General features: G+C 36.9%; 22 protein-coding genes. 21 read left to right on the top strand and 1 reads right to left on the bottom strand.

All coding sequences use genetic code 11. The features are described 5' to 3' along the window. Positions 1 to 67 precede the first annotated feature (67 nt). The 20 genes from glgB to FGK96_RS05750 all read left to right on the top strand — a co-directional run bounded on the left by glgB (position 68) and on the right by FGK96_RS05750 (position 19957). On the top strand, positions 68 to 1942 hold the full coding sequence (glgB, locus tag FGK96_RS05845; protein WP_138082202.1) for a 1,4-alpha-glucan branching protein GlgB: 1875 nt from the start codon (positions 68 to 70) through the stop codon (positions 1940 to 1942). 54 nt (positions 1943 to 1996) lie between these two features. Then, entirely contained in the window at positions 1997 to 3136 is a 1140-nt protein-coding gene (locus tag FGK96_RS05840; RefSeq protein WP_138082200.1) for a glucose-1-phosphate adenylyltransferase, read from the top strand. Beyond that, the gene (gene glgD / locus FGK96_RS05835; RefSeq protein ID WP_138082198.1) at positions 3126 to 4259 is read left to right on the top strand and encodes a glucose-1-phosphate adenylyltransferase subunit GlgD; all 1134 of its coding nucleotides are present in this window, start codon (positions 3126 to 3128) and stop codon (positions 4257 to 4259) included. The genes FGK96_RS05840 and glgD overlap by 11 nt, the downstream gene beginning before the upstream one ends. Continuing rightward, positions 4256 to 5695, top strand: a complete 1440-nt coding sequence (gene glgA / locus FGK96_RS05830) for a glycogen synthase GlgA (RefSeq protein ID WP_138082196.1) — start codon at positions 4256 to 4258, stop codon at positions 5693 to 5695. Before glgD ends, glgA begins: the two co-directional genes overlap by 4 nt. Before the next feature lie 289 nt (positions 5696 to 5984). Then, entirely contained in the window at positions 5985 to 6182 is a 198-nt protein-coding gene (locus tag FGK96_RS05825; RefSeq protein ID WP_003085112.1) for a F0F1 ATP synthase subunit C, read from the top strand. Between the two features lie 109 nt (positions 6183 to 6291). After that, positions 6292 to 7005: a F0F1 ATP synthase subunit A gene (gene atpB, locus FGK96_RS05820; RefSeq protein WP_138082194.1), complete on the top strand. Its 714-nt coding sequence runs from the start codon at positions 6292 to 6294 to the stop codon at positions 7003 to 7005. 15 nt (positions 7006 to 7020) lie between these two features. Then, the gene (atpF, locus tag FGK96_RS05815) at positions 7021 to 7515 is read left to right on the top strand and encodes a F0F1 ATP synthase subunit B (RefSeq protein ID WP_138082192.1); all 495 of its coding nucleotides are present in this window, start codon (positions 7021 to 7023) and stop codon (positions 7513 to 7515) included. Then, positions 7515 to 8051: a F0F1 ATP synthase subunit delta gene (locus FGK96_RS05810; protein WP_138082190.1), complete on the top strand. Its 537-nt coding sequence runs from the start codon at positions 7515 to 7517 to the stop codon at positions 8049 to 8051. Before atpF ends, FGK96_RS05810 begins: the two co-directional genes overlap by 1 nt. A 15-nt stretch (positions 8052 to 8066) precedes the next feature. After that, the gene (gene atpA, locus FGK96_RS05805) at positions 8067 to 9572 is read left to right on the top strand and encodes a F0F1 ATP synthase subunit alpha (RefSeq protein WP_138082188.1); all 1506 of its coding nucleotides are present in this window, start codon (positions 8067 to 8069) and stop codon (positions 9570 to 9572) included. Positions 9573 to 9587: 15 nt separating this feature from the next. Next, entirely contained in the window at positions 9588 to 10466 is an 879-nt protein-coding gene (locus FGK96_RS05800) for a F0F1 ATP synthase subunit gamma (RefSeq protein ID WP_003084154.1), read from the top strand. 117 nt (positions 10467 to 10583) lie between these two features. Continuing rightward, positions 10584 to 11990 carry a F0F1 ATP synthase subunit beta gene (gene atpD / locus FGK96_RS05795; protein ID WP_138082186.1) on the top strand — a complete coding sequence of 469 codons (1407 nt, stop codon included), beginning with the start codon at positions 10584 to 10586 and terminating at the stop codon, positions 11988 to 11990. A 12-nt stretch (positions 11991 to 12002) separates the two neighbouring features. After that, on the top strand, positions 12003 to 12419 hold the full coding sequence (locus tag FGK96_RS05790; protein ID WP_003084986.1) for a F0F1 ATP synthase subunit epsilon: 417 nt from the start codon (positions 12003 to 12005) through the stop codon (positions 12417 to 12419). Positions 12420 to 12499: 80 nt separating this feature from the next. Next, positions 12500 to 12724 (top strand): DUF1146 family protein, encoded by a 225-nt coding sequence (locus tag FGK96_RS05785; RefSeq protein WP_172601634.1) that lies wholly within the window; start codon positions 12500 to 12502, stop codon positions 12722 to 12724. Positions 12725 to 12798: 74 nt separating this feature from the next. Then, positions 12799 to 14070 (top strand): UDP-N-acetylglucosamine 1-carboxyvinyltransferase, encoded by a 1272-nt coding sequence (gene murA / locus FGK96_RS05780; protein WP_138082184.1) that lies wholly within the window; start codon positions 12799 to 12801, stop codon positions 14068 to 14070. Next, positions 14070 to 14261, top strand: a complete 192-nt coding sequence (locus tag FGK96_RS05775; protein WP_172601601.1) for a DNA-directed RNA polymerase subunit beta — start codon at positions 14070 to 14072, stop codon at positions 14259 to 14261. Before murA ends, FGK96_RS05775 begins: the two co-directional genes overlap by 1 nt. 30 nt (positions 14262 to 14291) lie before the next feature. Next, positions 14292 to 15173, top strand: a complete 882-nt coding sequence (locus FGK96_RS05770; RefSeq protein ID WP_138082182.1) for a DNA/RNA non-specific endonuclease — start codon at positions 14292 to 14294, stop codon at positions 15171 to 15173. A gap of 292 nt (positions 15174 to 15465) precedes the next feature. Next, on the top strand, positions 15466 to 16509 hold the full coding sequence (gene pheS, locus FGK96_RS05765) for a phenylalanine--tRNA ligase subunit alpha (RefSeq protein ID WP_145964662.1): 1044 nt from the start codon (positions 15466 to 15468) through the stop codon (positions 16507 to 16509). Between the two features lie 45 nt (positions 16510 to 16554). Then, positions 16555 to 17079, top strand: a complete 525-nt coding sequence (locus FGK96_RS05760) for a GNAT family N-acetyltransferase (protein WP_138082178.1) — start codon at positions 16555 to 16557, stop codon at positions 17077 to 17079. A gap of 14 nt (positions 17080 to 17093) precedes the next feature. Then, a complete protein-coding gene (gene pheT, locus FGK96_RS05755) occupies positions 17094 to 19499 on the top strand; it encodes a phenylalanine--tRNA ligase subunit beta (protein ID WP_138082176.1) in 2406 nt (801 codons plus the stop codon). 86 nt (positions 19500 to 19585) lie between these two features. After that, entirely contained in the window at positions 19586 to 19957 is a 372-nt protein-coding gene (locus tag FGK96_RS05750) for an OsmC family protein (RefSeq protein ID WP_138082174.1), read from the top strand. 54 nt (positions 19958 to 20011) lie between these two features. Here FGK96_RS05750 and FGK96_RS05745 read toward each other — a convergent pair whose 3' ends face one another. Then, positions 20012 to 20929, bottom strand: coding sequence for a neutral zinc metallopeptidase (locus tag FGK96_RS05745; protein WP_138082172.1), 918 nt, complete (start codon positions 20927 to 20929; stop codon positions 20012 to 20014). A 170-nt stretch (positions 20930 to 21099) separates the two neighbouring features. On the opposite strand from FGK96_RS05745, the gene rexB reads away from it, so the two are divergent. Beyond that, positions 21100 to 24336 carry an ATP-dependent nuclease subunit B gene (rexB, locus tag FGK96_RS05740; protein WP_138082170.1) on the top strand — a complete coding sequence of 1079 codons (3237 nt, stop codon included), beginning with the start codon at positions 21100 to 21102 and terminating at the stop codon, positions 24334 to 24336.

Raw genomic sequence — 24336 nt, 5'->3', positions numbered from 1 at the left:
TTCAGGTTGCTTTTTGTTTTATTTTAGTCCCGACTTGTTATTTAGAAAATTAAAGAAAGAGAGACTGATGGATAAAGAACTAGCTTTATATACATTTGGTTTGGGTGAAAATTATCGAATTCAAGATTATTTTGGTGTTCATGAAACAGTAATGGATGGTCAGAAAGGATTTATTTTTAGAGTCTGGGCACCAAATGCCGAAGCAGTTTTTCTGATTGGAGACTTTACTGACTGGTCCTCCCAAAAGCTAGAAATGACGAGAAATCACGCAGGAGTGTGGGAAATTTTTACAGATTTACCTCATGAAGGAGATATCTATAAATATTTGGTTAGACGACAAGGTGGTCAAGAAGTTGAAAAGCTAGATCCTCTTGCTATTCGTTTTGAAAATAGACCGGGAACAGGTGCCATTGTTAGGCCCTTAAAAACTAAAAAATGGGAAGATTCTCTGTGGATGGCAAGACGTAAGCGATTTGGATTTAAAGAGCGTCCTGTATCCATTTATGAAGTACACGCTAACTCTTGGAAAAAGGATCAAGATGGTAAACCTTATCAATTTAAAGAATTAAAGAAATACCTAATTCCCTATTTAAAAGAAATGCATTATACCCATGTTGAATTCTTACCTTTAATGTCTCATCCTTTAGGAATGAGTTGGGGATATCAGTTGATGGCCTATTTTGGTTTCGAGACAACTTATGGTAGCCCTGAGGACTTCCAAGATTTTGTTGAGGCATGCCATGCTAACAATATTGGTGTCATCCTTGATTGGGTTCCCGGTCACTTTACACAAAATGATGATGCTCTAGCTTATTATGATGGGACGCCGACTTATGAATATGAGGACTACGACCGTGCTCATAACTATAGCTGGGGAGTATTGAATTTTGACTTGGGAAAAAATCAAGTACAATCTTACTTAATATCGAGTGCTCTATACTGGATAGAAACCTTCCATATTGATGGCATACGTGTAGATGCTGTTAGTAATATGCTTTATTTGGATTACGATCAGGGCCCCTGGCAACCAAACAGTGAGGGTGGTAACCATAATCTTGAAGCAATTACCTTTTTAAGGAAACTGATTCAAGCTATCAAGAAGGACCATCCTGATGTTATGATGATTGCAGAAGAGGCAACATCAGATATTCCCATTACAAAATCGATTGATGAAGGTGGTCTCGGTTTTGACTATAAGTGGAACATGGGGTGGATGAATGATATTCTTAAGTTCTACGAGATGGATCCTTTTTATCGAAAATATGATTTTAATCTAGTAACTTTTAGCTTTATGTACTGCTTCAATGAAAATTATATTTTGCCTTTTTCTCATGATGAAGTGGTTCATGGTAAAAAAAGTTTAATGCATAAAATGTGGGGTGATCGTTACAATCAATTTGCAGGCTTACGGACCCTGTTAACCTATCAAATCTGTCATCCTGGGAAAAAATTACTTTTTATGGGTTCTGAATTCGGTCAATTTTTAGAGTGGAAACATGATGATCAGTTAGTTTGGAGCAATCTTGAAGATGAGATGAACAGTAAAATGTTAACATTCACATCACTATTGAATCAGTTTTATCTAGATCATAATATGCTTTGGCAGAATGATTATACTTATGATGGCATTGAGATTATTGATGCAGATAATGCCCAAGAAACGGTTCTAAGTTTTACTCGTAAAAATAAAAAGGGTGAGTTTATCTTATGTGTATTTAATATGACCCCAGTTGAAAGACGAGGATTTTCCATTGGTGTACCACAAGAAGGTATTTATGAAGAGATTTGGAATACAGAATTAGAATCTTTCGGTGGTGTTTGGAAAGAGCATAATCCTGTAACTGAGAGTCGGAAGGGATCTTGGAGAGACTATCAAGCAACCCTAACTTTTACTTTACCTGCGTTAGGGGCAAGTATTTGGAAACTAAAAAAACGCAAGTAATGCTAATTTTGATTAAATTTATTTTGGGTCTTATTGACCATGAAAGGAATATCTATGAAAAATGAAATGTTAGCTCTTATTCTTGCTGGAGGACAAGGTACACGTCTGGGGAAATTGACTCAAAGTATTGCTAAGCCAGCAGTTCAATTTGGTGGTCATTATCGGATTATTGATTTTGCGCTTTCTAATTGTGCCAATTCAGGGATTGATAATGTTGGTGTTATTACGCAGTATGAACCCCTGGCCTTAAACAATCATATTGGTAGCGGTTCTTCTTGGGGTTTGGAGGGGATTAATAGAGGAGTTACTATTTTACAGCCATACTCAGCAACAGAGGGAAATCGTTGGTTTCAGGGAACTAGTCATGCTATCTATCAAAATATTGACTATATTGATAGCATCAATCCAGAATACGTTCTTATTTTATCTGGAGATCATATTTACAAAATGGACTATGACGACATGCTAAAAAGCCATAAGGATAATTTGGCGAGTTTAACAGTCGCTGTTTTAGATGTCCCTTTAAAGGAAGCGAGTCGCTTTGGTATCATGAATACGGATAATAGCAATCGGATTGTCGAATTTGAAGAAAAGCCTAAACATCCTAAATCAACCAAAGCTTCAATGGGAATCTATATTTTTGAATGGAAGCGCCTAAGGAGTATGCTTGTTGATGCAGAAAAAAATAATATTGATATGTCTGACTTTGGACAGAATGTTATCCCTGCCTACTTAGAAGCTGGTGAAAGGGTGTATGCTTATCATTTTAGTGGTTATTGGAAAGATGTTGGAACTATAGAATCACTTTGGGAGGCCAATATGGAGTATATTGGGGAAAATAACGCTTTGGATAGTCGGAATCGGTCTTGGAAAATTTATTCTAAAAACCATATTGCACCACCAAATTTTATTTCTGAACATTCGGAGGTTAAAGATTCTCTCATTGTTGACGGCTGTTTTATTTCTGGAAAGGTAGATCATTCTATCCTTTCCGCCAATGTTCAAATGAAATTAGGGGCAGAAATTAAAGACTCCTTTATCATGTCGGGAGCCATCATTGGAGAAAGAGCTAAAATTACCCGCGCAATCATTGGAGAAGGAGCTGTCATTGGTAATGATGTTGTTATTGATGGAACTGATCAGATTCAAGTCGTAGGCTATAACGAAGTAGTGGGGGTTTCAGATGAAGAGTGATAAATATTCAGCAATTTTAGGTAGTGCTATCGGTTTTCCAGAAATGGGAGGTTTGACCGATAAACGTCCATTAGCTAATTTGCCATTTGATGGGAAGTACCGTTTAATTGATTTCCATTTATCTAACCTAGCTAATGCAGGTGTTAAAAGTATTTATGATATTTTTCGAGCAGAAAATATTCGTTCCGTCTTCGACCATATTCGTAGTGGCCGTGAATGGGGGCTAAATTCTCTGCTAAGTCATTATTTCTTGGGTTTTTATAATACTAAAGAAGATTCAAAGGAGACTGATACTGACTATTATGATCAAATTCTGACCTATCTCAGAAGGTCAGGCTCAGACCAAACAATCTATATGAGTTGTGATATTCTCTGTAATATTGAGCTAGAGCAGGTTATTCACCTTCATAATGCTAATAAACGGAATATTACGGTTGTTTATAAGAAAATGCCTGTTTCTTCCATTTCTTCTGAAAATGATATTTTAGAAATTGATGAAACGGATACTGTAATTGGTAGAAGTAGTGTCAATGAAAAAGGAGGCATTGAAAAAATGTCTGCGGGCATCTATATTGTGAATACCGACTGGTTGATAAGGGAGATGGAAAAAGAAGCTCAAAGTGAACAGCCTCAGAAACTGCGCTTCTTACTTCGTGATCTGACTATCAATGAAGGTGCGCTTGCCTTTGAATATACTGGTTATATGGCGAATATTCATTCTATCAAGTCATACTATGATGCTAATATGGATATGTTAGATCCTTTGAAATTTTATTCACTTCTCTATTCAAATCAAAAAGTGTACACTCGTGTTAAAAATGAAGAAGCGACCTATTTTGCAGAGGAATCAGAAGTCAATAATTCACAATTTGCCTCTGGTAGTGTTATTAAAGGTACTGTTAATCATTCCATTATTTCACGAAATTGTCATTTAGAAAGTAATTCATATATAAACCATTCGATTATTTCACCTAAAGTTACAATAGGAGAGGGTTCTATCGTAGAGTATGCAATTGTTGATAAGTCTGTTACAATTGCACCAGGCGTCCTTATTCGAGGAAAAGAATCTGACCCAATTGTTGTTGCTAAAGAGAGTCAAGTAACTGAGGATATGATTAAATGAAAATATTATTTGTTGCAGCAGAGGGAGCTCCCTTTGTAAAAACAGGGGGATTAGGGGATGTTATTGGTGCCTTACCTAAATCCCTTGTAAAACACGATCATCAAGTTGCCGTGATATTACCTTATTATGATATGATTGATCAGAAATTTGGACAGCAAGTGGAAGAAGTGCTTTATTTTTACACTAATGTTGGCTGGAGAAGGCAATATGTTGGCATTAAAAAACTTATTAAAGATCAGGTTACTTTCTATTTTATTGATAATCAATACTACTTCTTTAGAGGACATGTTTATGGAGATTGGGATGATGGTGAACGTTTTGCATTTTTCCAACTAGCAGCTTTAGAAGCTATGGAGAAAATTAATTTTGTTCCAGATTTACTACATGTCCATGATTATCATACAGCTATGATACCTTTCTTACTAAAGGAAAAATATAGTTGGATTCAAGCTTATCAGAACATCAAAACTGTCTTTACTATCCATAATATTGAATTTCAAGGGCAATTTGATTCAGCTATGCTTGGAGAATTATTCGGCCTTGGAATGGAACGGTATGAAGATGGAACTTTACGATGGCATAATTGTCTTAATTGGATGAAAGCAGGAGTGCTCTATTCCGATAAAATAACGACAGTTTCGCCAACATATGCTCAAGAAATCCAAACACCGGCCTTTGGGAAGGGGTTAGATCATTTGATGCGAATGGAAGCTGGTAAATTATCTGGTATCGTGAATGGTATTGACACAGACTTGATAGACCCCGAAAATGATCCCTATCTAGACTATCCTTTTTCAGTAGATGATCTTTCTGGGAAACGTAAAAATAAGACTAGTCTGCAAAGGAAACTTTGTTTGCCAGTCAAAGAAGGAATACCTTTAATTGGAATTGTTTCTCGTCTAACAGATCAAAAAGGATTTGGTTTGGTGGTTTCGGAACTCGAAAATCTTTTAAAACTTAATATCCAAATTGTTCTTTTAGGAACTGGTTACCAGCAATATGAAGAGGCATTTTCATGGTTTGCTAAGCAATACCCAGAAAAGTTATCTGCTAATATTATCTTTGACTTAGAGCTAGCACAACAGATTTACGGTGCTTGTGATCTCTTTCTAATGCCGAGTGCTTTTGAGCCTTGTGGCTTATCGCAAATGATGGCTATGCGATATGGCACTCTACCCCTAGTGCATGAAATTGGGGGATTAAAAGATACGGTGCAAGCATACAATCGCTATGAAAAAACGGGGACTGGCTTTGGCTTTAACCATTTTTCAGGTTATTGGCTAACACAAACACTACTACTGGCACTAGATGTTTATAATCATCATCAAGAAGATTGGAAAAAACTTCAAAGGAATGCAATGACACAAGATTTTTCTTGGGACACAGCAAGTCTTTCTTATATAAATTTATACGACCAGGTTATAGACCAAAATTGAGAGAATACCTTTAAAAGCACGAAAGGATATTATTCGTGTTTTTAAAGGTATCTTTTTGGGTTGCAATAGAGTTGCAGAGCGATTGTCAAACTTTGTATTATCTGTTCATAACTGTTATAATAAGATTGTTAAGCTATCCGAATTTTTAAGAATGCAATACCAAAATGCCTACTTTATGAAGGTTAGTAAAGGTTTAAGAAAGCGTAACCAGTTTTTAGAAATTAGTTGACATTCTTAATTTTAAGGAATAGAATAGCAAAGTAAAAAATATTTTAAGGAGAATTCAATTATGAGTCCTATTTTCGCATTAGCTATCGCCTGTATGGGTGTATCACTTGGTGAAGGTTTCTTGATGGCCAATCTTTTTAGAGCTGCATCTCGTCAACCAGAAATTATTGGTCAGCTGCGTTCATTAATGATTATGGGTATTGCCTTTATTGAAGGTACTTTCTTCGTTACTCTTGCTATGGCATTTATCTTAAAATAAGTTTTTTAATTAAGAAATAAAGTAAGTTATAAGTATTTGTTTCCCATGTTGTGATGCAGTAGTTAAACTTACATTTAATGTCATTTAAAAGAATAAAGGAGGGTTTAAATTGGGAGAAGTAACTCCAACACTGACACTCGGTCCAGTAACTATTGATTTAACCCTACTAGTTATGTGTGTAATCACAATTGCTTTAGTTTTCTCATTTGTTTATTTTGCAAGTCGAAACATGACTTTAAAACCTAAAGGAAAACAAACAGTTCTTGAATACTTGATTGATTTTATATCTAGTGTTACGGATGAACACGTTGAAAAGCAATTTAGAAACCAATACTCACTATTCTTTTTCTGTCTCTTTCTTTTTGTGATGGTGGCGAATAACTTAGGTTTAATGACTAAATTAGAAACAAGTCATCATATGAATCTTTGGACATCACCAACTGCTAATATTGGCTTTGACCTCTCCCTTTCAATTTTAATTTCATTGATTTGTCAATTTGAAGGGATTCGTCAAAGAGGTGTGAAAGCCTACATCAAACGCTTTTTCACACCTGGGATAATGAGCCCGATGAATATATTAGAAGAATTTACAAATATTATTTCATTGGCACTTCGGTTATATGGAAATATCTTTGCGGGTGAGGTAGTAACTGGTTTGATTTTAAAACTAATCGCAGCTAACACATTATGGTTTCCAGTTGCTTTTGTTTTAAATATCGTTTGGACTGCCTTTTCAATTTTTATCTCCTGTATCCAAGCGTATGTTTTCACTAAATTAACTTCTATGTATTTAGGTAAAAAAGTCAATGAAGAAGATGAATAGGAAAGGAGTACTTACATGGAATTAACAGTAGGTGAACTTATTGGGAATTTTATCCTAGTATCAGGTTCAGTACTTGTTTTGTATCTCCTTATCAAAAAATTTGCGTGGGGAGCTATTAGTGGTATTTTAGAAGAACGTTCTGCAAAAATTGCTACTGATATAGATAAAGCAGAAGAAGCTCGTCAGAGTGCTGAAACATTGGCTCAAAAACGCGAATTAGAATTAGCTGGAGCAAAACAAGAAGCAAATCAAATCATTACTGATGCTAAGGAATTAGGTCAAGTAAAAGGTGAAAAAATAATTGCAGATGCATCTGAAGAAGCAAGCCGCTTAAAAACACAAGCTGAAGCTGACATTCAACAAAGTAAAACGGATGCCATTGCAAGTGTAAAGGCAGAGATGTCAGATTTATCAGTTCTTTTAGCTGAGAAAATTATGGGTTCAAACCTTGACAAAGAAGCTCAAAGCCATCTTATTGATACTTATCTCGATGAGTTAGGAGATGCCTAATGACCAAAAAAGAACAGGCGCTTGTTACACAGTATGCTAAAAGCCTTGTTGAGGTTGCTGTTGAGCATGAATGTGTTGAGGACGTTAAAAATAATATTTTAACGTTAATGACAGTTTTTGAGTCAACAGAACTTAATAAAACCTTATCGAGTTTAGCTGTTCCACAAGCTGAAAAGACGCATTTAGTTAGGTTATTAAAGGATACTAGTTCAGTATATATCAACAATTTACTTGAATTAATTATCTTGAACCAGAGAGAAGCATTACTATTTGAGATACTTAACTCTGCGTTAAGAGAAATAGAACAAGTAACAAATGAATATGATGTTAAAGTCATATCAACTGTTCCTTTAAATGAGGAACAAAAATCTCGTGTCAAATCGCTTGTTACAAAGAAATTTGGTTTACAGACAGGTCGATTAGAAGAAATCATTGATGAATCTCTTATTGGTGGCTTTATTATACAAGTTAACAATAAAGTCATCGATACTAGTATTCAGCAACAACTACACGAATTCAAAATGAAATTAATATAGAAAGTGGTGTGACTTTTGGCAATTAATGCACAAGAAATTAGCGCTTTAATTAAAAAGCAAATTGAGAACTTCCAGCCAAATTTCGATGTCACAGAAACTGGGATCGTTACTTATATTGGTGACGGTATCGCACGAGCTCGTGGTTTAGATAATGCTATGAGTGGTGAACTTCTTGAATTTTCTAATGGTGCTTTTGGTATGGCTCAAAACTTAGAAACGAGCGATATCGGAATTATCATTCTTGGTGACTTTTCAACGATTCGCGAAGGTGATGTCGTTAAACGCACAGGAAAAATTATGGAGGTTCCAGTAGGTGAAGCTCTTATCGGACGTGTTGTGAATCCACTAGGACAACCTGTAGATGGTTTGGGAGATATTGCAACAACAGGTTTTAGACCAGTGGAAGCAGTTGCTCCTGGCGTTATGCAACGTAAATCCGTATCTGAACCTCTTCAAACAGGTCTCAAAGCTATTGACGCTTTAGTTCCTATTGGACGTGGACAACGGGAGTTAATCATCGGTGATAGACAAACTGGTAAAACCGCGGTTGCTATTGATACAATTTTGACCCAAAAAGGTCAAGATATGATTTGTATCTATGTTGCTATCGGGCAAAAAGAATCAACAGTTCGTACTCAAGTTGAAACCTTACGAAAGTATGGTGCTCTTGACTACACTATTGTTGTTACAGCCTCTGCTTCGCAGCCCTCACCTTTACTCTTTATAGCACCTTATGCTGGTGTGGCAATGGCTGAAGAGTTTATGTATCAAGGTAAACATGTTTTGATTGTCTATGATGATTTATCAAAACAAGCAGTAGCCTACCGTGAGCTCTCGCTATTACTTCGTCGCCCACCAGGTCGTGAGGCTTACCCAGGTGATGTTTTTTACTTACACAGTCGTTTGTTGGAACGTTCGGCCAAAGTTTCTGATGCTTTAGGTGGTGGCTCAATTACAGCACTACCATTTATTGAAACACAAGCTGGAGATATTTCTGCTTACATCGCAACAAATGTTATTTCAATTACTGATGGACAGATTTTCTTACAAGAAGATCTCTTTAACTCAGGGATTCGGCCAGCTATTGATGCCGGTTCTTCTGTCTCACGTGTTGGAGGATCAGCTCAGATTAAGGCTATGAAGAAGGTTGCAGGGACCCTCCGTCTTGATTTAGCATCTTATCGTGAACTAGAAGCCTTTACTCAGTTTGGCTCTGATTTAGATGCTGCCACTCAAGCGAAGCTTAACCGTGGCCGTCGAACAGTTGAAATTTTAAAACAACCCTTGCATAAACCTCTTCCTGTGGAAAAACAAGTTGTTATTTTATATGCATTGACTCATGGCTTCTTAGATGATGTGCCTGTGAATGATATTCTTGCATTTGAAGAAGCATTGTATGACTACTTTGATATGCATTATAGTGGCCTTTTTGAGACAATCCGTACAACAAAAGATCTCCCAGATGAAAATGAACTAAACGATGCTATTAAAGCATTTAAAGCTCAATCACATTTTGAATAAGGAAGGGATGTAAGTATGGCAGGCTCTCTAAGTGAAATTAAAGCAAAGATTAATTCAACTGAGAAAACAAGTAAAATTACAAGTGCCATGCGGATGGTTTCTTCAGCAAAATTGGTCAAATCGGAACAAGCTGCGCGTGATTTTCAAATTTATTCATCAAAAATTCGTCAAATAACCACAGATTTTTTAAAGGCAGAATTAACTGGTGGAGGTTCCAACAACCCAATGTTAGTTTCTCGACCAGTTAAGAAAACGGGTTATATTGTTATTACCTCAGATAAAGGATTAGTTGGGGGCTATAATTCTAAAATTTTAAAATCTATCATGGAGATGGTTGAAGAATATCACCAAAACGGTGATTACTCAATCATTTCAATTGGAAGTGTCGGTTCAGATTTTTTCAAAGCAAGAGGGATGAATGTCTCTTTTGAACTTCGTGGCTTAGCCGACCAGCCAACATTTGAAGAAGTATCTAAGATTATTTCGCAATCTGTAGATATGTTTCAACATGAAATTTTCGATGAATTATATGTTTGTTACAATCATCATGTTAACAGTTTGACTAGCCAAGTTCGTGTTCAACAAATGTTACCGATTTCTGATTTGGTTGCTGATGAAGCAACTGAGGAAGGTGTCTTGGGATTTGAACTAGAACCTGATCGCGATAGCATTTTAAATCAGTTATTGCCTCAGTTTACTGAAAGCTTAATTTATGGGGCAATTATTGATGCAAAAACGGCAGAGCACGCTGCAGGGATGACAGCCATGCAGACTGCGACTGATAATGCGAAAAATGTTATTAATGATTTAACCATTCAATATAATCGTGCTCGTCAAGCAGCAATTACACAGGAAATTACTGAAATTGTAGCTGGAGCAAATGCGTTAGAATAAACTTATCGTTCACTAGAATGTTGAACCTTAAGATTAGGCATGTCATTTTTACAAAATTACTATAAAACGGAATCTCAAATTGAGATAATGTTTTCAAACTGACATAAGGAGAAATAAATGAGCTCAGGCAAAATTGCTCAGGTAGTGGGTCCGGTTGTTGACGTTGTGTTTGCAACTGGTGAAAAATTACCAGAGATTAATAATGCATTGATAGTTTATAAAGATAGCGATAAAAAAGAAAAAATTGTTCTTGAAGTTGCTCTTGAACTTGGTGACGGAATGGTTCGAACAATCGCTATGGAATCAACTGATGGGCTTACTCGTGGATTGGAAGTTTTGGATACTGGTCGCGCTATTAGTGTACCAGTTGGTAAAGAAACTTTGGGGCGGGTCTTTAATGTGCTTGGTGATACCATTGATTTGGAAGAACCATTTGCAGAAGACGCAGAACGTGAACCAATCCATAAGAAAGCACCAGCTTTCGATGAATTATCAACATCATCAGAAATTCTTGAAACAGGTATCAAAGTTATTGACTTGCTTGCCCCTTATCTGAAAGGTGGTAAAGTTGGTTTATTCGGTGGTGCCGGAGTTGGTAAAACCGTATTAATTCAAGAGTTAATTCACAATATTGCCCAAGAACACGGTGGTATCTCCGTATTTACCGGCGTAGGTGAAAGAACTCGTGAAGGGAATGACCTTTATTGGGAAATGAAAGAATCAGGTGTTATTGAAAAAACAGCCATGGTCTTTGGACAGATGAACGAGCCACCCGGTGCACGGATGCGCGTTGCTTTGACAGGTTTAACAATCGCTGAATATTTCCGTGATGTTGAAGGTCAAGATGTGCTATTATTTATCGATAATATCTTCCGTTTCACCCAAGCTGGTTCGGAAGTATCTGCCTTGCTAGGTCGAATGCCGTCTGCTGTTGGTTACCAACCAACGCTTGCTACTGAGATGGGTCAATTACAAGAACGTATCACGTCCACTAAAAAAGGATCTGTTACCTCTATCCAAGCAATCTATGTGCCTGCTGATGATTACACTGACCCAGCCCCAGCAACAGCATTTGCCCATTTGGATTCAACAACGAATTTGGAACGTAAATTGACACAGATGGGTATCTATCCTGCTGTGGACCCTCTAGCTTCAAGTTCACGGGCCTTATCACCTGAAATTGTTGGTGAAGAGCATTACGCTGTAGCAACCGAAGTTCAGCGTGTCCTACAACGTTACCGTGAGCTTCAAGATATTATTGCTATCTTGGGTATGGATGAGTTATCTGAAGATGAAAAGACATTAGTTGGACGTGCACGTCGCATCCAATTCTTCCTTTCACAAAACTTTAATGTTGCTGAACAATTTACAGGCCAACCTGGTTCCTATGTTCCAGTAGCAGACACAGTTCGTAGCTTCAAAGAAATTCTAGATGGGAAATATGATCATATTCCTGAAGATGCTTTCCGTTCAGTTGGTCCAATTGAGGATGTTCTCGAAAAAGCTAAAAAAATGGGATATTAGTGAGGTTCTACTATGGCACATATGACAGTTCAAGTAGTAACACCTGACGGAATTAAATATGATCATCAGGTGAAATTTATCTCAGTAGCGACGCCTGAGGGTGAAATGGGAATTCTCCCTAATCACATTAATATGATTGCACCTTTGGTTATTCATGAAATGAAAATTCGGCCTACCGACGATGTTGACAGTGTAGATTGGATTGCTGTGAACGGTGGTATTATTGAAGTAAAGGATAATGTTGTTACCATTGTAGCTGATTCTGCCGAACGTTCACGTGATATAGATATTAGCCGTGCCGAACGTGCTAAAAAACGTGCCGAGCGTGATATCGAAGAAGCAAAATCAACTAAGGATATTAACCAAGCTCGTCGTGCTGAAATTGCCTTACAGCGTGCTTTGAATCGGATTAATGTTGGAAAGAAATAAAAATTGACTCTAGTGATAGAGTCTTTTTTATTTTGCCTGAAATCCTATTCTTGTTCCTATACTTTTGGTATAATATTGCTATGGAATATATCAATAATTTATTAAAATTAATCAGTCATTTACTTTTTATCGGTATTAGTTTTCAACTATTAATTAGTCTTTTTGACTGGTCTAAAATCATTTATCGCAGTCCTGAAAATATTGGTAAATTAAAACTTTTTGTTTTTTTCCTAGCTATCGTCTTGGGCTATTTGGTTAGTCATTTTATTTTGGAGCCAATTCAAATGAGTCAAACCCTCTTCTAGTACTTGGTTAAGGTCTGAAAATTAGAAATGTGATATAATTTTATATTATAAAGTCAAAGGAAATGGAGAAAAGCGTGGATAAAATTATTATTGAAGGTGGGACAACGAGATTAGAAGGTGAGGTTATTATCGAAGGAGCCAAAAATGCAGTACTCCCTTTGTTAGCGGCAACCATCCTACCATCAGAAGGAAAAACGGTTTTACGTAATGTTCCCATTCTTTCAGATGTCTTTACCATGAACAATGTAGTACGTGGTCTTAATATTCCGGTAGTATTTAATCAAGAAGCAAATGAAATTGTTGTAGATGCCTCTGGAGATATTTTAGATGAGGCACCTTATGAGTATGTTAGCCAAATGCGCGCTTCTATTGTTGTTTTAGGCCCGATTTTGGTTCGAAATGGTCACGCAAAGGTTTCTATGCCAGGAGGCTGTACAATTGGTAGTCGTCCGATTGACTTGCATCTAAAAGGCTTAGAGGCTATGGGAGCAGAAATTAAACAGAGTAATGGAGATATCACAGCAAGTGCAACTCGCCTCAAGGGAGCAACAATTTATATGGATTTCCCGTCAGTTGGAGCTACTCAAAATCTAATGATGGCAGCAACTTTAGCTGAGGGCACGACAACTATTGAAAATGCTGCACGTGAACCAGAAATCGTTGATTTAGCCCAACTCTTAAATAAAATGGGAGCTATTGTCAAAGGGGCTGGAACTGAAACATTGACTATTAAAGGTGTGACTGAATTACACGGTGTTGAACATGACGTTGTTCAAGATCGAATCGAAGCAGGCACTTTTATGGTTGCGGCTGCCATGACCTCTGGCAATGTTCTTGTTAAAGATGCTGTTTGGGAACATAATCGTCCTCTTATTTCCAAATTGAAAGAAATGGGGGTTGAGGTTACAGAAGAAACAGATGGTATTCGTATTAAGTCTGATACTTCCAAACTAAAACCTGTGACAGTGAAAACTTTACCACATCCTGGTTTCCCAACTGATATGCAAGCACAATTCACAGCTTTAATGGCAGTTGTTGAGGGTGAGTCAACAATGATTGAAACTGTTTTTGAAAATCGTTTCCAACATCTAGAGGAAATGCGCCGTATGGGGCTTCACTCAGAAATTTTACGGGATACTGCGATGATTCATGGAGGTCATGATTTACAAGGAGCGCCGGTCATGTCCACTGACCTTCGTGCAAGCGCTGCTCTTATTTTGAGTGGTATGGTTGCCAAGGGGAAAACTACTGTGACAAAACTCTCACACTTGGACCGCGGTTATTATCAATTTCATGAAAAATTAGCAAAATTGGGTGCAAAAATCGAACGTATAAGTGAGGACTAGTGATGACGACTGGATGGAAATATGTTGCTAAACAGGTTGGTTTACTGGTGGTAGTAGCCTTCTTGGCCTGTTTATTTTTAGCTATTGGTTTGATGATTGGCTATAGCATATTTGGCGATGGTCAACATGCCTCATCGATTCTGTCAATAGCCAAATGGACAGAGTTAATTAATAAATTTACTGGAAAGTAGGCTTAGCCTACTTTTTGACTGAGAGGAAAAATGTCTAAAAAACAGCCACATTTCAAAAAGGTTAACGGGATTCTGCTAGCTCTGCTCATTACTGGGCTAATCGCCTTCACTCAGGGCCATTATCTTGCATCTGATAACCCATTTCAGCAAGTGTTACAGACTATTTCTGGTCAAGGAAAAAATCAAAAAGTCTCTAAAAATTCGACTAATCCTGCCACACCTAGTTATCAGTTAGCTAGCTCAGTGCTTACTCCACAAGTGAAAAAGCAATTAGGTCAGAAAATTGTGTGGAATGGTGCTGGTGCTTTCATCATAAATAACAATAAAACTGATTTGAAGGCAAAAGTTTCAAGTGTACCTTATGCAAATAATGAAATCAAGATAGTAGAGAGTAAGAAAGTTCCTTTTAGAGCCAATGCTTTGTTAACCAAATCAACAAGACAATACCGTAACCGCAATGAAACTGGTAATGGTTATAGCTTCTGGAAGCCAGTCGGTTGGCATCAAGTCCACGGCTTGCCAGGTGAATACGATCACGCTGTTGATAGAGGTCACTTATTAGGTTATGCCTTGGTAGGTGGCTTAAAAGGCTACGATGCTTCGACTAGCAATCCAAGTAATATTGCGGTACAAATGGCCTGGGCAAACCAGGCTGACCTCTCAGATTCAACAGGACAAAATTATTATGAAACTTTAATCAGAAAAGCTTTAGATAGAAATAAGCGGGTTCGTTATAGAGTGACCTTACTTTATGAAAAGAATAATATTATTTCTAGTGGAAGCCACTTAGAAGCAAAATCGGATGATGGTCACTTGGAATTTAATGTTTTTGTACCAAATGTTCAAAAAGGGTTAAGGGTTAATTATCAAACAGGTCAAGTTGAGCAACAAAGTGATCAAAAAGCTAGCTGATTGGAATAGTAACTCGCTGACTATAGATAATTTTTATTGTTTTTTAAAAGCATTTTTGATAAAATAGTTTTAATTGAATAGAAGTCAGTGAGACTAGTAATTACAGGGAAATTATCAGGGAATGAGGGCCATAGACTGTAAGCCTTCTTGATGGAAATGTAAGGAATTCACTCACATATGATCACTAATTAAGGTCTGTTATTACAGATGAAATCGGATGGTACCGCGTGTCAACGCTCCGCTTATATGGAGTTTTGGCACGCTTTTTTGTCCACTTAAAGAAGGGAAAACAATGGATTTACAAGAGCAATTAGAAGCATTACGAGACCAAACCTTAAATCAATTAAAAGAACTTACTGGCAATCATAGTAAAGAATTACAGAATTTAAAAGTTGCTGTTTTAGGGAAAAAAGGTTCTTTAACAGAGCTATTAAAAGGTCTAAAAGATTTATCTGTTGACATGCGTCCTTTAGTTGGAAAGCAAGTTAATGAATTACGTGATGTGTTAACAAAGGCCTTTGAACAACAAGGGAAAGTTGTTGAGGCTGCTAAAATTCAAGATCAGCTTGATGCTGAAAGCATTGATGTAACACTTCCCGGTCGACAAATGGCTATTGGTAACCGACATATATTAACACAGATCAGTGAAGAGATTGAAGATATCTTTTTAGGGATGGGTTTCCAAATTGTTGATGGTTTTGAAGTTGAAAAAGATTACTATAATTTTGAAAGAATGAACCTTCCAAAGGATCATCCAGCTCGTGATATGCAAGATACTTTCTATATCACAGATGAAATCCTGCTTAGGACTCATACCAGTCCTGTTCAAGCCCGTACGCTTGATCAACATGATTTTTCAAAAGGCTCACTTAAAATGATTTCACCTGGTCGTGTTTTCCGACGTGATACAGATGATGCGACTCATTCCCATCAATTCCACCAAATTGAAGGCCTTGTCGTTGGTAAAAACATTTCTATGGGAGATTTAAAAGGCACTTTAGAAATGATTATTAAAAAGATGTTTGGTGAAGAGCGTAAGATTCGCCTTCGTCCTTCTTATTTTCCTTTTACAGAACCATCTGTTGAGGTTGACATTTCTTGTTTCAAATGTGGTGGTAAAGGCTGTAATGTATGTAAAGGAACTGGCTGGATTGAAATTCTTGGCGCTGGAATGGTCCACCCAAGTGTCTTAGAAATGTCGGGTGTTAATGCTGAAGAGTATTCCGGTTTTGCTTTTGGCCTTGGTCAAGAACGTATCGCTATGTTACGTTATGGAATCAATGATATCCGTGGATTCTATCAGGGTGATATGCGTTTTTCTGAGCAATTTAAATAAAAATAGCCTTTATTCAAGCGAGACAGAAGTTTAGGGAGAATAGCCGTGCAGAAAGAATTGTCTATTGATTTAGTAAAAGTTGAGGAAATTGCAATATTAAGAGACTTAGCCATTCAAACTTTTACAGAAACCTTTGGTGGTCATAACACAGAACAACAATTGCAAGAATTTTTTCAAGAAGCTTATACTACTGAGATACTCACTCAAGAATTAAAGAGTGATGAAAGTCTAGTTTACTTTTTACGTTTGAATGGTGCTATTGTTGGTTATCTCAAAGTCAATTGGGGTAAGGATCAAACCGAGTATGAATTAGAAGATGCTTTTGAGATTCAGCGCATTTACATTTTAAATAAATACCAAGGTTTAGGGCTTGGAAACTATTTATTTAACTTTGCATTGAAAAAAGCATATGAATCGGGTAAGGCCTGGGTTTGGCTAGGAGTTTGGGAAAATAATTTAAAGGCTCAGTCCTTATATCGCAAGTATGGCTTTGAAAAATTTTCAGAACATTCATTTGCAGTAGGGGATCTTGTTGATACCGATTGGCTGATGAAGAAATCCTTGAAATAGAAAGAAAGAGATGTATGTTAGTATCTTATAAGTGGTTAAAAGAATTAGTTGACATTGATGTGACTTCAGCAGAATTAGCGGAAAAAATGTCAACAACCGGAATAGAAGTTGAAGGAGTAGAAGTTCCTTCAGCCGGTCTATCAAAATTAGTTGTTGGGCATGTTTTATCTTGTCAAGATGTTCCTGAGACACATTTACATGTATGTCAGGTAGATACTGGTGACGAGGAGCCTAGACAAATTGTTTGTGGTGCGCCAAATGTGAAAACTGGAATTAACGTTATTGTGGCATTGCCAGGAGCACGGATTGCTGATAATTACAAAATCAAAAAAGGTAAAATTAGAGGAATGGAATCATTAGGAATGATCTGTTCTTTACAAGAATTAGGCTTATCAGACTCTATTATTCCAAAAGAATTTGCTGAAGGCATTCAGATTTTACCAACTGATGCAAAGCCTGGTGAGAGTATTTTTCCTTATTTAGATTTAGATGATGAAATCATTGAGTTGTCAATCACACCAAATCGTGCTGATGCTCTATCAATGCGTGGAGTTGCTCATGAAGTAGCTGCTATTTATGGGAAAGAAGTACACTTTCCTCAAAAAGAAATTCATGAAAGTTCTAAAGTAGCTTCTGATGTGCTTTCTGTTGCTATTGAATCAGATAATGTTCTAACCTACGCTAGTCGTGTGGTTGAGAATGTAACTATTCAACCCAGTCCACAGTGGTTACAAAATCTTTTAATGAATGCTGGCATTCGTCCAATTAATAACGTTGTAGATGTGACCAACTACGTTTTGCTTTATTTTGGTCAACCAATGCACGCTTTTGATTTGGATAAGTTTGCTAACCATTCCATTGTTGCTCGTCAAGCACGTGATGGTGAAACGTTAATCACATTAGACGGTGAAGAACGTCAATTGATTTCCCAAGATATTGTCATAACAGTTAATGACAAGCCTGTTGCTTTAGCTGGTGTCATGGGAGGAAAAGAAACAGAGATTGATTACGGCTCTACAAAGATTGTTCTGGAAGCTGCTGTTTTTGATGGCAAGTCAATTCGTAAGACAAGTAGCCGACTTAACTTACGTTCAGAGAGCTCATCACGGTTTGAAAAAGGGGTTAATTATGACACGGTCCTAGAAGCACTTGATTTTGCTGCAGCTATGTTGGAGGAGTTGGCACAGGGACAAGTACTTGCTGGACGTGTACAAGCTGGACAGTTGCCCACCGACCCTATTCAAGTTCTAACAACTTTGGATTATGTTAATGTTCGCCTTGGCACGGATTTAACTTATGCAGATATTGAGGAAATCTTTGCTAAACTCGGTTTTGGCCTAAAAGGAGATGCCTCAGCCTTTACGGTATCTGTGCCACGCCGTCGTTGGGATATCAGCATTCAAGCAGACTTAGTAGAAGAAATTGCGCGTATCTATGGCTATGATAAGCTACCTACAACTCTTCCAGAAGCTGGGGGAACTGCTGGAGAACTATCTGCAAGTCAAGTTTTACGTCGACGTGTAAGAGCAATCGTCGAAGGAGCAGGGCTAACAGAAATTATCTCTTATGCTTTGACCACTCCTGAAAAGGCGCAAGCATTTGCTAATAGACCAAGTAAGCTTACAGAGTTAATGTGGCCAATGACCATTGAAAGATCAGCTCTTCGCCAGAATATTGTATCTGGTATGTTGGATACGGTTGCTTATAATGTAGCACGTAAGCAAAAGAATCTAGCTATCTATGAAATTGGTAAAATCTTTGAGCAAGAGGGTAATCCTAAAAGTGATTTACCGAATGAAATTGATACTTTTGCTTTTGCAATTTCTGGTTTAGTTGCTGAGAAAGATTTTCAAACGCAAGCACAGTCCGTGGATTTCTTCTATGCTAAGGGGATTCTTGAGAGCTTATTCGATAAATTAGGGATTAAGGTTAATTTTGTTGCTGAAAAAGAAATGGCTAGCATGCATCCTGGTCGAACAGCGCGCCTCATCTTAAATAATCAAACGGTTGGTTTTGTTGGACAGGTACATCCTCAAGTAGCTAATGATTATGATATTCCTGAAACCTATGTAGCTGAGTTAAACTTACAAATGATTGAAGAGAATATGAAGTCAAGTCAAATCTTCAAGGAAATTAGTAAAGTACCAGCAGTTTCACGTGATATTGCTATATTAGTTGATGATAGTACTAGTCATCAAGATATTATAAGTATTATTGAGAACTTAGGAATTAAATATTTAGAATCTATAAAATTATTTGATGTTTATGCTGGTGACCATATTGAGTCAGGTAAAAAATCAATGGCTTATAGCTTAATGTTTCAAAATCCGCAAGAAAGTTTGCGTGATGAAGATGTTACAAAATATATGGACAAGATTACGAATGCCCTAGTAGAAGAAGCTGGCGCGCAAATAAGATAAAAAAAGGAACAAGGAATACCTATAAGCTTATAGGTATTTGAACTTGTTCTTTTTGGTATAATAAGGCTGTTTAAAGGAGGTAGAAGATGTATCAAACAGAGATAAGAGGCGACTATCTATATCATACAAAATCAAAAGGCTATGGGGCAGAAATAGAATTATTTGGGGTAACTGATGATGGTGAAACACCAATGAGCTTGCTCAATATAGCCTTAGCATCCTGTGTCACCATGTGTGTCCAATCATATTTTAAGACTTATGAAAAGATGGATGAATTATCTCTTAAAACAGAATCGCATTATGATGACCGTACATTTACTCTTACGGTTCACATGAAAGTGCAACTTAGCCGACAAGAACAAGACCAATTAATAGCTTTTATAAAACAGAAATGCCGTGTTAGCAAACTTCTAGCTCCAGATGTAGCTATTAAGATTGATTTCAAGACAATCTTATAAATAAGACATAGACAAAGTAAAAGAACTGGCTTGGGTACAGTTCTTTTACTTTGTCTATAAGTTGCTATAAGCTACCTCAAAGGTATTCCCGTGTTCAAGATCACCATATTGGTAGCCCCTATCAAACCATCGTTGACGTTGTTCAGATGTTCCATGTGTGAAGCTGTCTGGAACGGTTTTACCATAGGTTTCTTTTTGCAAGGTATCGTCCCCTACGGCATTTGCGGCTCTCATGGCTTCTTCAATATCTCCTTTATCAAGAAGGCCTTGATTTTGAACATAATTAGCCCATGCTCCAGCATAGTAATCGGCTTGGAGCTCAAGTTGAACATTAAGTTTGTTGGCGTCAGTTTGACTTTTTCCTTTACGGGCATTGGCGTACTTTTCCATTATACCTAGTTCATTTTGTACATGGTGACCAACTTCATGGGCAATAACGTATGCCATAGCAAAGTCACCAGAGGCACCATATTTTTCAGATAATTCATTATAAAAAGAAATGTCTAGATATACCTTGTTATCACCTGAACAGTAAAAGGGTCCTGAGGATGCTTGACCCTGTCCACAAGCCGTCGTAATAGAACCGGTATAGAGTACTAAGGTTGGTTTTTTATACGTTTTACCTCGTTTTTCAAATTCTTTTACCCAATAGTCTTCGGTGGAAGCAAAAACTTTACTAACAAACTGAACTTGTTGGTTACTAGCTTTATCGCCACTTGTTCGTGTCACTTTTGTAGATTGATAGGGATTATTGTTGTTAGTAGAGTGACCTCCATTGAAGATGCCAGTTAGACCACCACCCCCCATCACCAATAAGACAATTAAAAGAACAAGTTTTGTTTTCCAGCCTCCCCGAGAAAAAAGGAGTTGTAGAAGTAGCCCTGCTCCGCTACCACCTCCACTGTAGGAACCAGAACTTTCATTGCGACGGTCTTCGACATTTTGACTTTCTCTAAGATCATCAGTTTTCATTTTGTTTTCCCCTCTTTTTAGTACTTATAACTATTATAAAGTATTTTTATGAGAATTGCTTGAATATTAGGTTGGAAGTGCTGTTTTTAATTCAAAAATAGCACTTAAATAGTTTTTGTGATTTGATTTGATATAATAGAAGAAAGCATTCAGGAAAACGAAGGGTCAAAATGAAATTACTTTATACAGATTTGCAATATTCTTTAACAGAACTTTTAGTTACAGAGGCTGATAACTATGCCAAAGAAGGGTGTCGTGTTTTTTACATCGCTCCAAATTCTCTTTCGTTTGAGAAAGAAAGAGCCGTCTTAGAAACGCTCAGTCAAGAAGCTTCATTTGCCATTACAGTAACTAGATTTGGTCAGCTGGCACGTTATTTTACTCTAAATGAAATTAAAACAAGTTTACCAATTGATGATACGGCTTTATCAATGATTTTTTACCGTGCTTTAGACCAATTAACAGAATCTGATTTAAAACGTTATTATCATTTAAAAGGAGATCTAGCATTTATACTGCAGTTAATTGATTTATATAAAGAACTTAAAGCAGCGAATATTGCAGTAACAGAGCTTGAAATGGAAGACCCTGAGAAGAAGAATGATTTCATATCCATTTTTCTTGCTGTTGAGGACTTGATGGTAAGCTACCAACTTGAAGAGACAAGTGTTCTTGATTATTTTTCTCAAGTCGTAGCCAGCGGACAAATAGATGATCAACTTAGCCAGACTGTTCTTATTATCGATGGTTTTACTCGCTTCTCTACTGAAGAGGCTAATTTGGTCGCGCAACTTGATGCAAAATGCCATCAGGTTGTTGTTGGCACTTATCTTAGTCAAAAAGCCTATTCCAAAAGTTTTACCGAAGGTAATATTTATCAAGCTAGTATTGATTTTTTTCGCGAACTTTCTCAAACTTATCACGTCAAGGCACAATATATTAAGAGTCGGACGATTTATCCTGAAAGTTTCAGAAATCTTACCAAGCTTTTAGAAGCACATTTTGACTTTTCTGAGTCAGAGAGCCAGTTAAGTTCACAAGATAAGAACTCCTTCCAAATTTGGCAAAGTCTCAATCAAAAAGATGAAATTGAGCATGTTGCCAAAAGCATCCGTCAAAAGCTGTATGAGGGCTACCGTTACAAGGATATTCTTGTTTTATTAGGAGATCTTGACAGTTACCAATTACAGATTGGTCAGCTCTTTGACAAATACGAAATTCCTTATTATTTTGGTAAAGCAGAAGCGATGTCTCATCACACCCTTGTGCAATTTATAGACGCGCTTGAGCGTATTTATCGCTATAATTGGCGTAACGAAGATATCTTGTCTCTATTAAAAACAGGTTTATTTGGTCATTTTGAGGATTTTGATTTAGATCAATTTGAAGCCTATGTCCAATTTGCTGATATCAACGGTTCTCGTAAGTTTGCTAAAACCTTTTCTGTAAACCCACTAGATAGGCACGAGCGTCGAAGATTTGATCTTGATGCTATAAATAGGCTTCGAGAAGTTATTTATAGTCCCTTGGAAACATTATATAGTCAAAAACAACAAACAGGCGAAAGCTTTATGAATCATTTGTTGACCTTCCTAAATCAAGTTGAATTGCCGACAAAACTTGAGCAGCTTAGCTATGCTCAAAATGAAAATGAGCAGGAAAAGGATTTAGAAGTTTGGAAGGTTTTCACTTCTATTTTAGAGCAATTTTATCACATTTTTAAAGACGAAATCATTAGCCTAGAACACGCTTTTAAGCTTATTAAAACGGGAATGCAGACAGCGAATTATCGAGCTGTGCCAGCAACTTTAGATGTCGTTACGATCAAATCGTACGACTTAGTTCAACCGCATAGTAAGGCTTTTGTCTACGCTATTGGAATGACTAGTGCTCATTTTCCTAAAGTGACCCTTAAGAAGAGCTTAATAAATGATCAGGAGCGTGCGTTAACCAATCAAAAGCTGTCTTCGTTTCAGCGATTTGAAGTTTCAAGCCATGAAACAACTAAAAAAAATCATTTTATGGCACTTTCTCTTTTTAATTCTGCAAATCAAGAATTAGTACTTAGTGTGCCAATGCAATTAAACGAGGTATCGGTAGAGCTTTCACCTTATATTTCCTTACTACTAGCTTTTGGCATTCCTTTGCTTGAAAAAGGGAAAAGTCGATTCTCTGATATGGATACTGATATTGGAAATTATAAATCTCTTCTATCTCAAGTCATTCAATTGAATACTAGTCAAATAGAACTTAGTCCAGAAGAAGAAAACTTTTGGACGGTTATGTTACGTTATCTTAAAGGACGCTTGAAAAAAGAAAACTTAGTATTCCCTCAGACCAAAAAACATTTACAAACCAAAACCCTATCAAAAGAAGTCATTCAAACTCGGTTTCCAGAAGAAAAGCCTATCTATTTATCTAATTCAGCCTTAACTGTTTTTTATGATAATCAATATAAGTATTTTTTACAATATATTCTAGGTTTGCAAGAAACAGAGTCAATACATCCAGATGCCCGTCAACATGGGACCTACTTACATCGTGTATTTGAACGGGTAATGGCAGATGCTTCAGAACTAACTTTTGATAATAAGGTCAAAAGGGCAATCGAACAGACGAATCAAGAAGCGAGTTTCAAATATTTTTATCAGGAAGATGCACAAGGGCGCTATAGCCTTCATCTTTTAGAAGAAATTGCTAAAGCGACTACAGATATTTTTAAAGCCCATAAACATGTTCAGGTCTTAGCGCAAGAAGAAAAATTTCAGTTGCCAATCCAGGACAAGTTAATTATTAATGGAACGATAGACCGCATTGATCAACTGCCTGATAAAAGTGTCGGTATAGTGGACTATAAGTCAAGTGCTAATGTTTTTGATTTAACTCTCTTTTTCAATGGCTTAAACTCGCAGTTGCTAACTTATTTGTCAGCCTTGAAAAGGCGCTATGAAAGTGATCACCCTATTTTTGGTGCTATGTACTTGCATATGCAAGAGCCAAAACTCGACTTGGCTACATATCAAGAGCTGGATAGTAAGCTTTTGAAAGACCACTATAAAGAACTGACCTATAAAGGTATTTTTATGGAAAGTGAAAAAGAACATTTGGCTTCTGGTGCCTACCATATTACCAACAATACTTTCACTGAAGAAGAAGTTGCATTACTGTTAGCCTATAATGAATGGTTATATTTAAGGGCTGAAGAAAAAATTCGTCAAGGTCATTTTCTCATTAATCCCTACACTAAGGATGGAAAATCAGTTCAAGGGGATCAATTGAAGGCCATAACGGGATTTGAAGCTGACTTGGATTTTGGACAAGCTAGATCGTTAGTAACTGTTACGGGGAAAAATAAAAAAGAAATATTATTAGACTTAATGAAAGATAGACAGGAAGGTACCCAGTAA

Origin of the sequence: Streptococcus porcinus (assembly GCF_901542335.1) — a bacterium.
GTDB classification, from domain to species: domain Bacteria; phylum Bacillota; class Bacilli; order Lactobacillales; family Streptococcaceae; genus Streptococcus; species Streptococcus porcinus_A.
The sequence above is the reverse complement of the archived record's forward strand: the minus strand, read 5'-3'. Positions and strand labels throughout refer to the sequence as shown.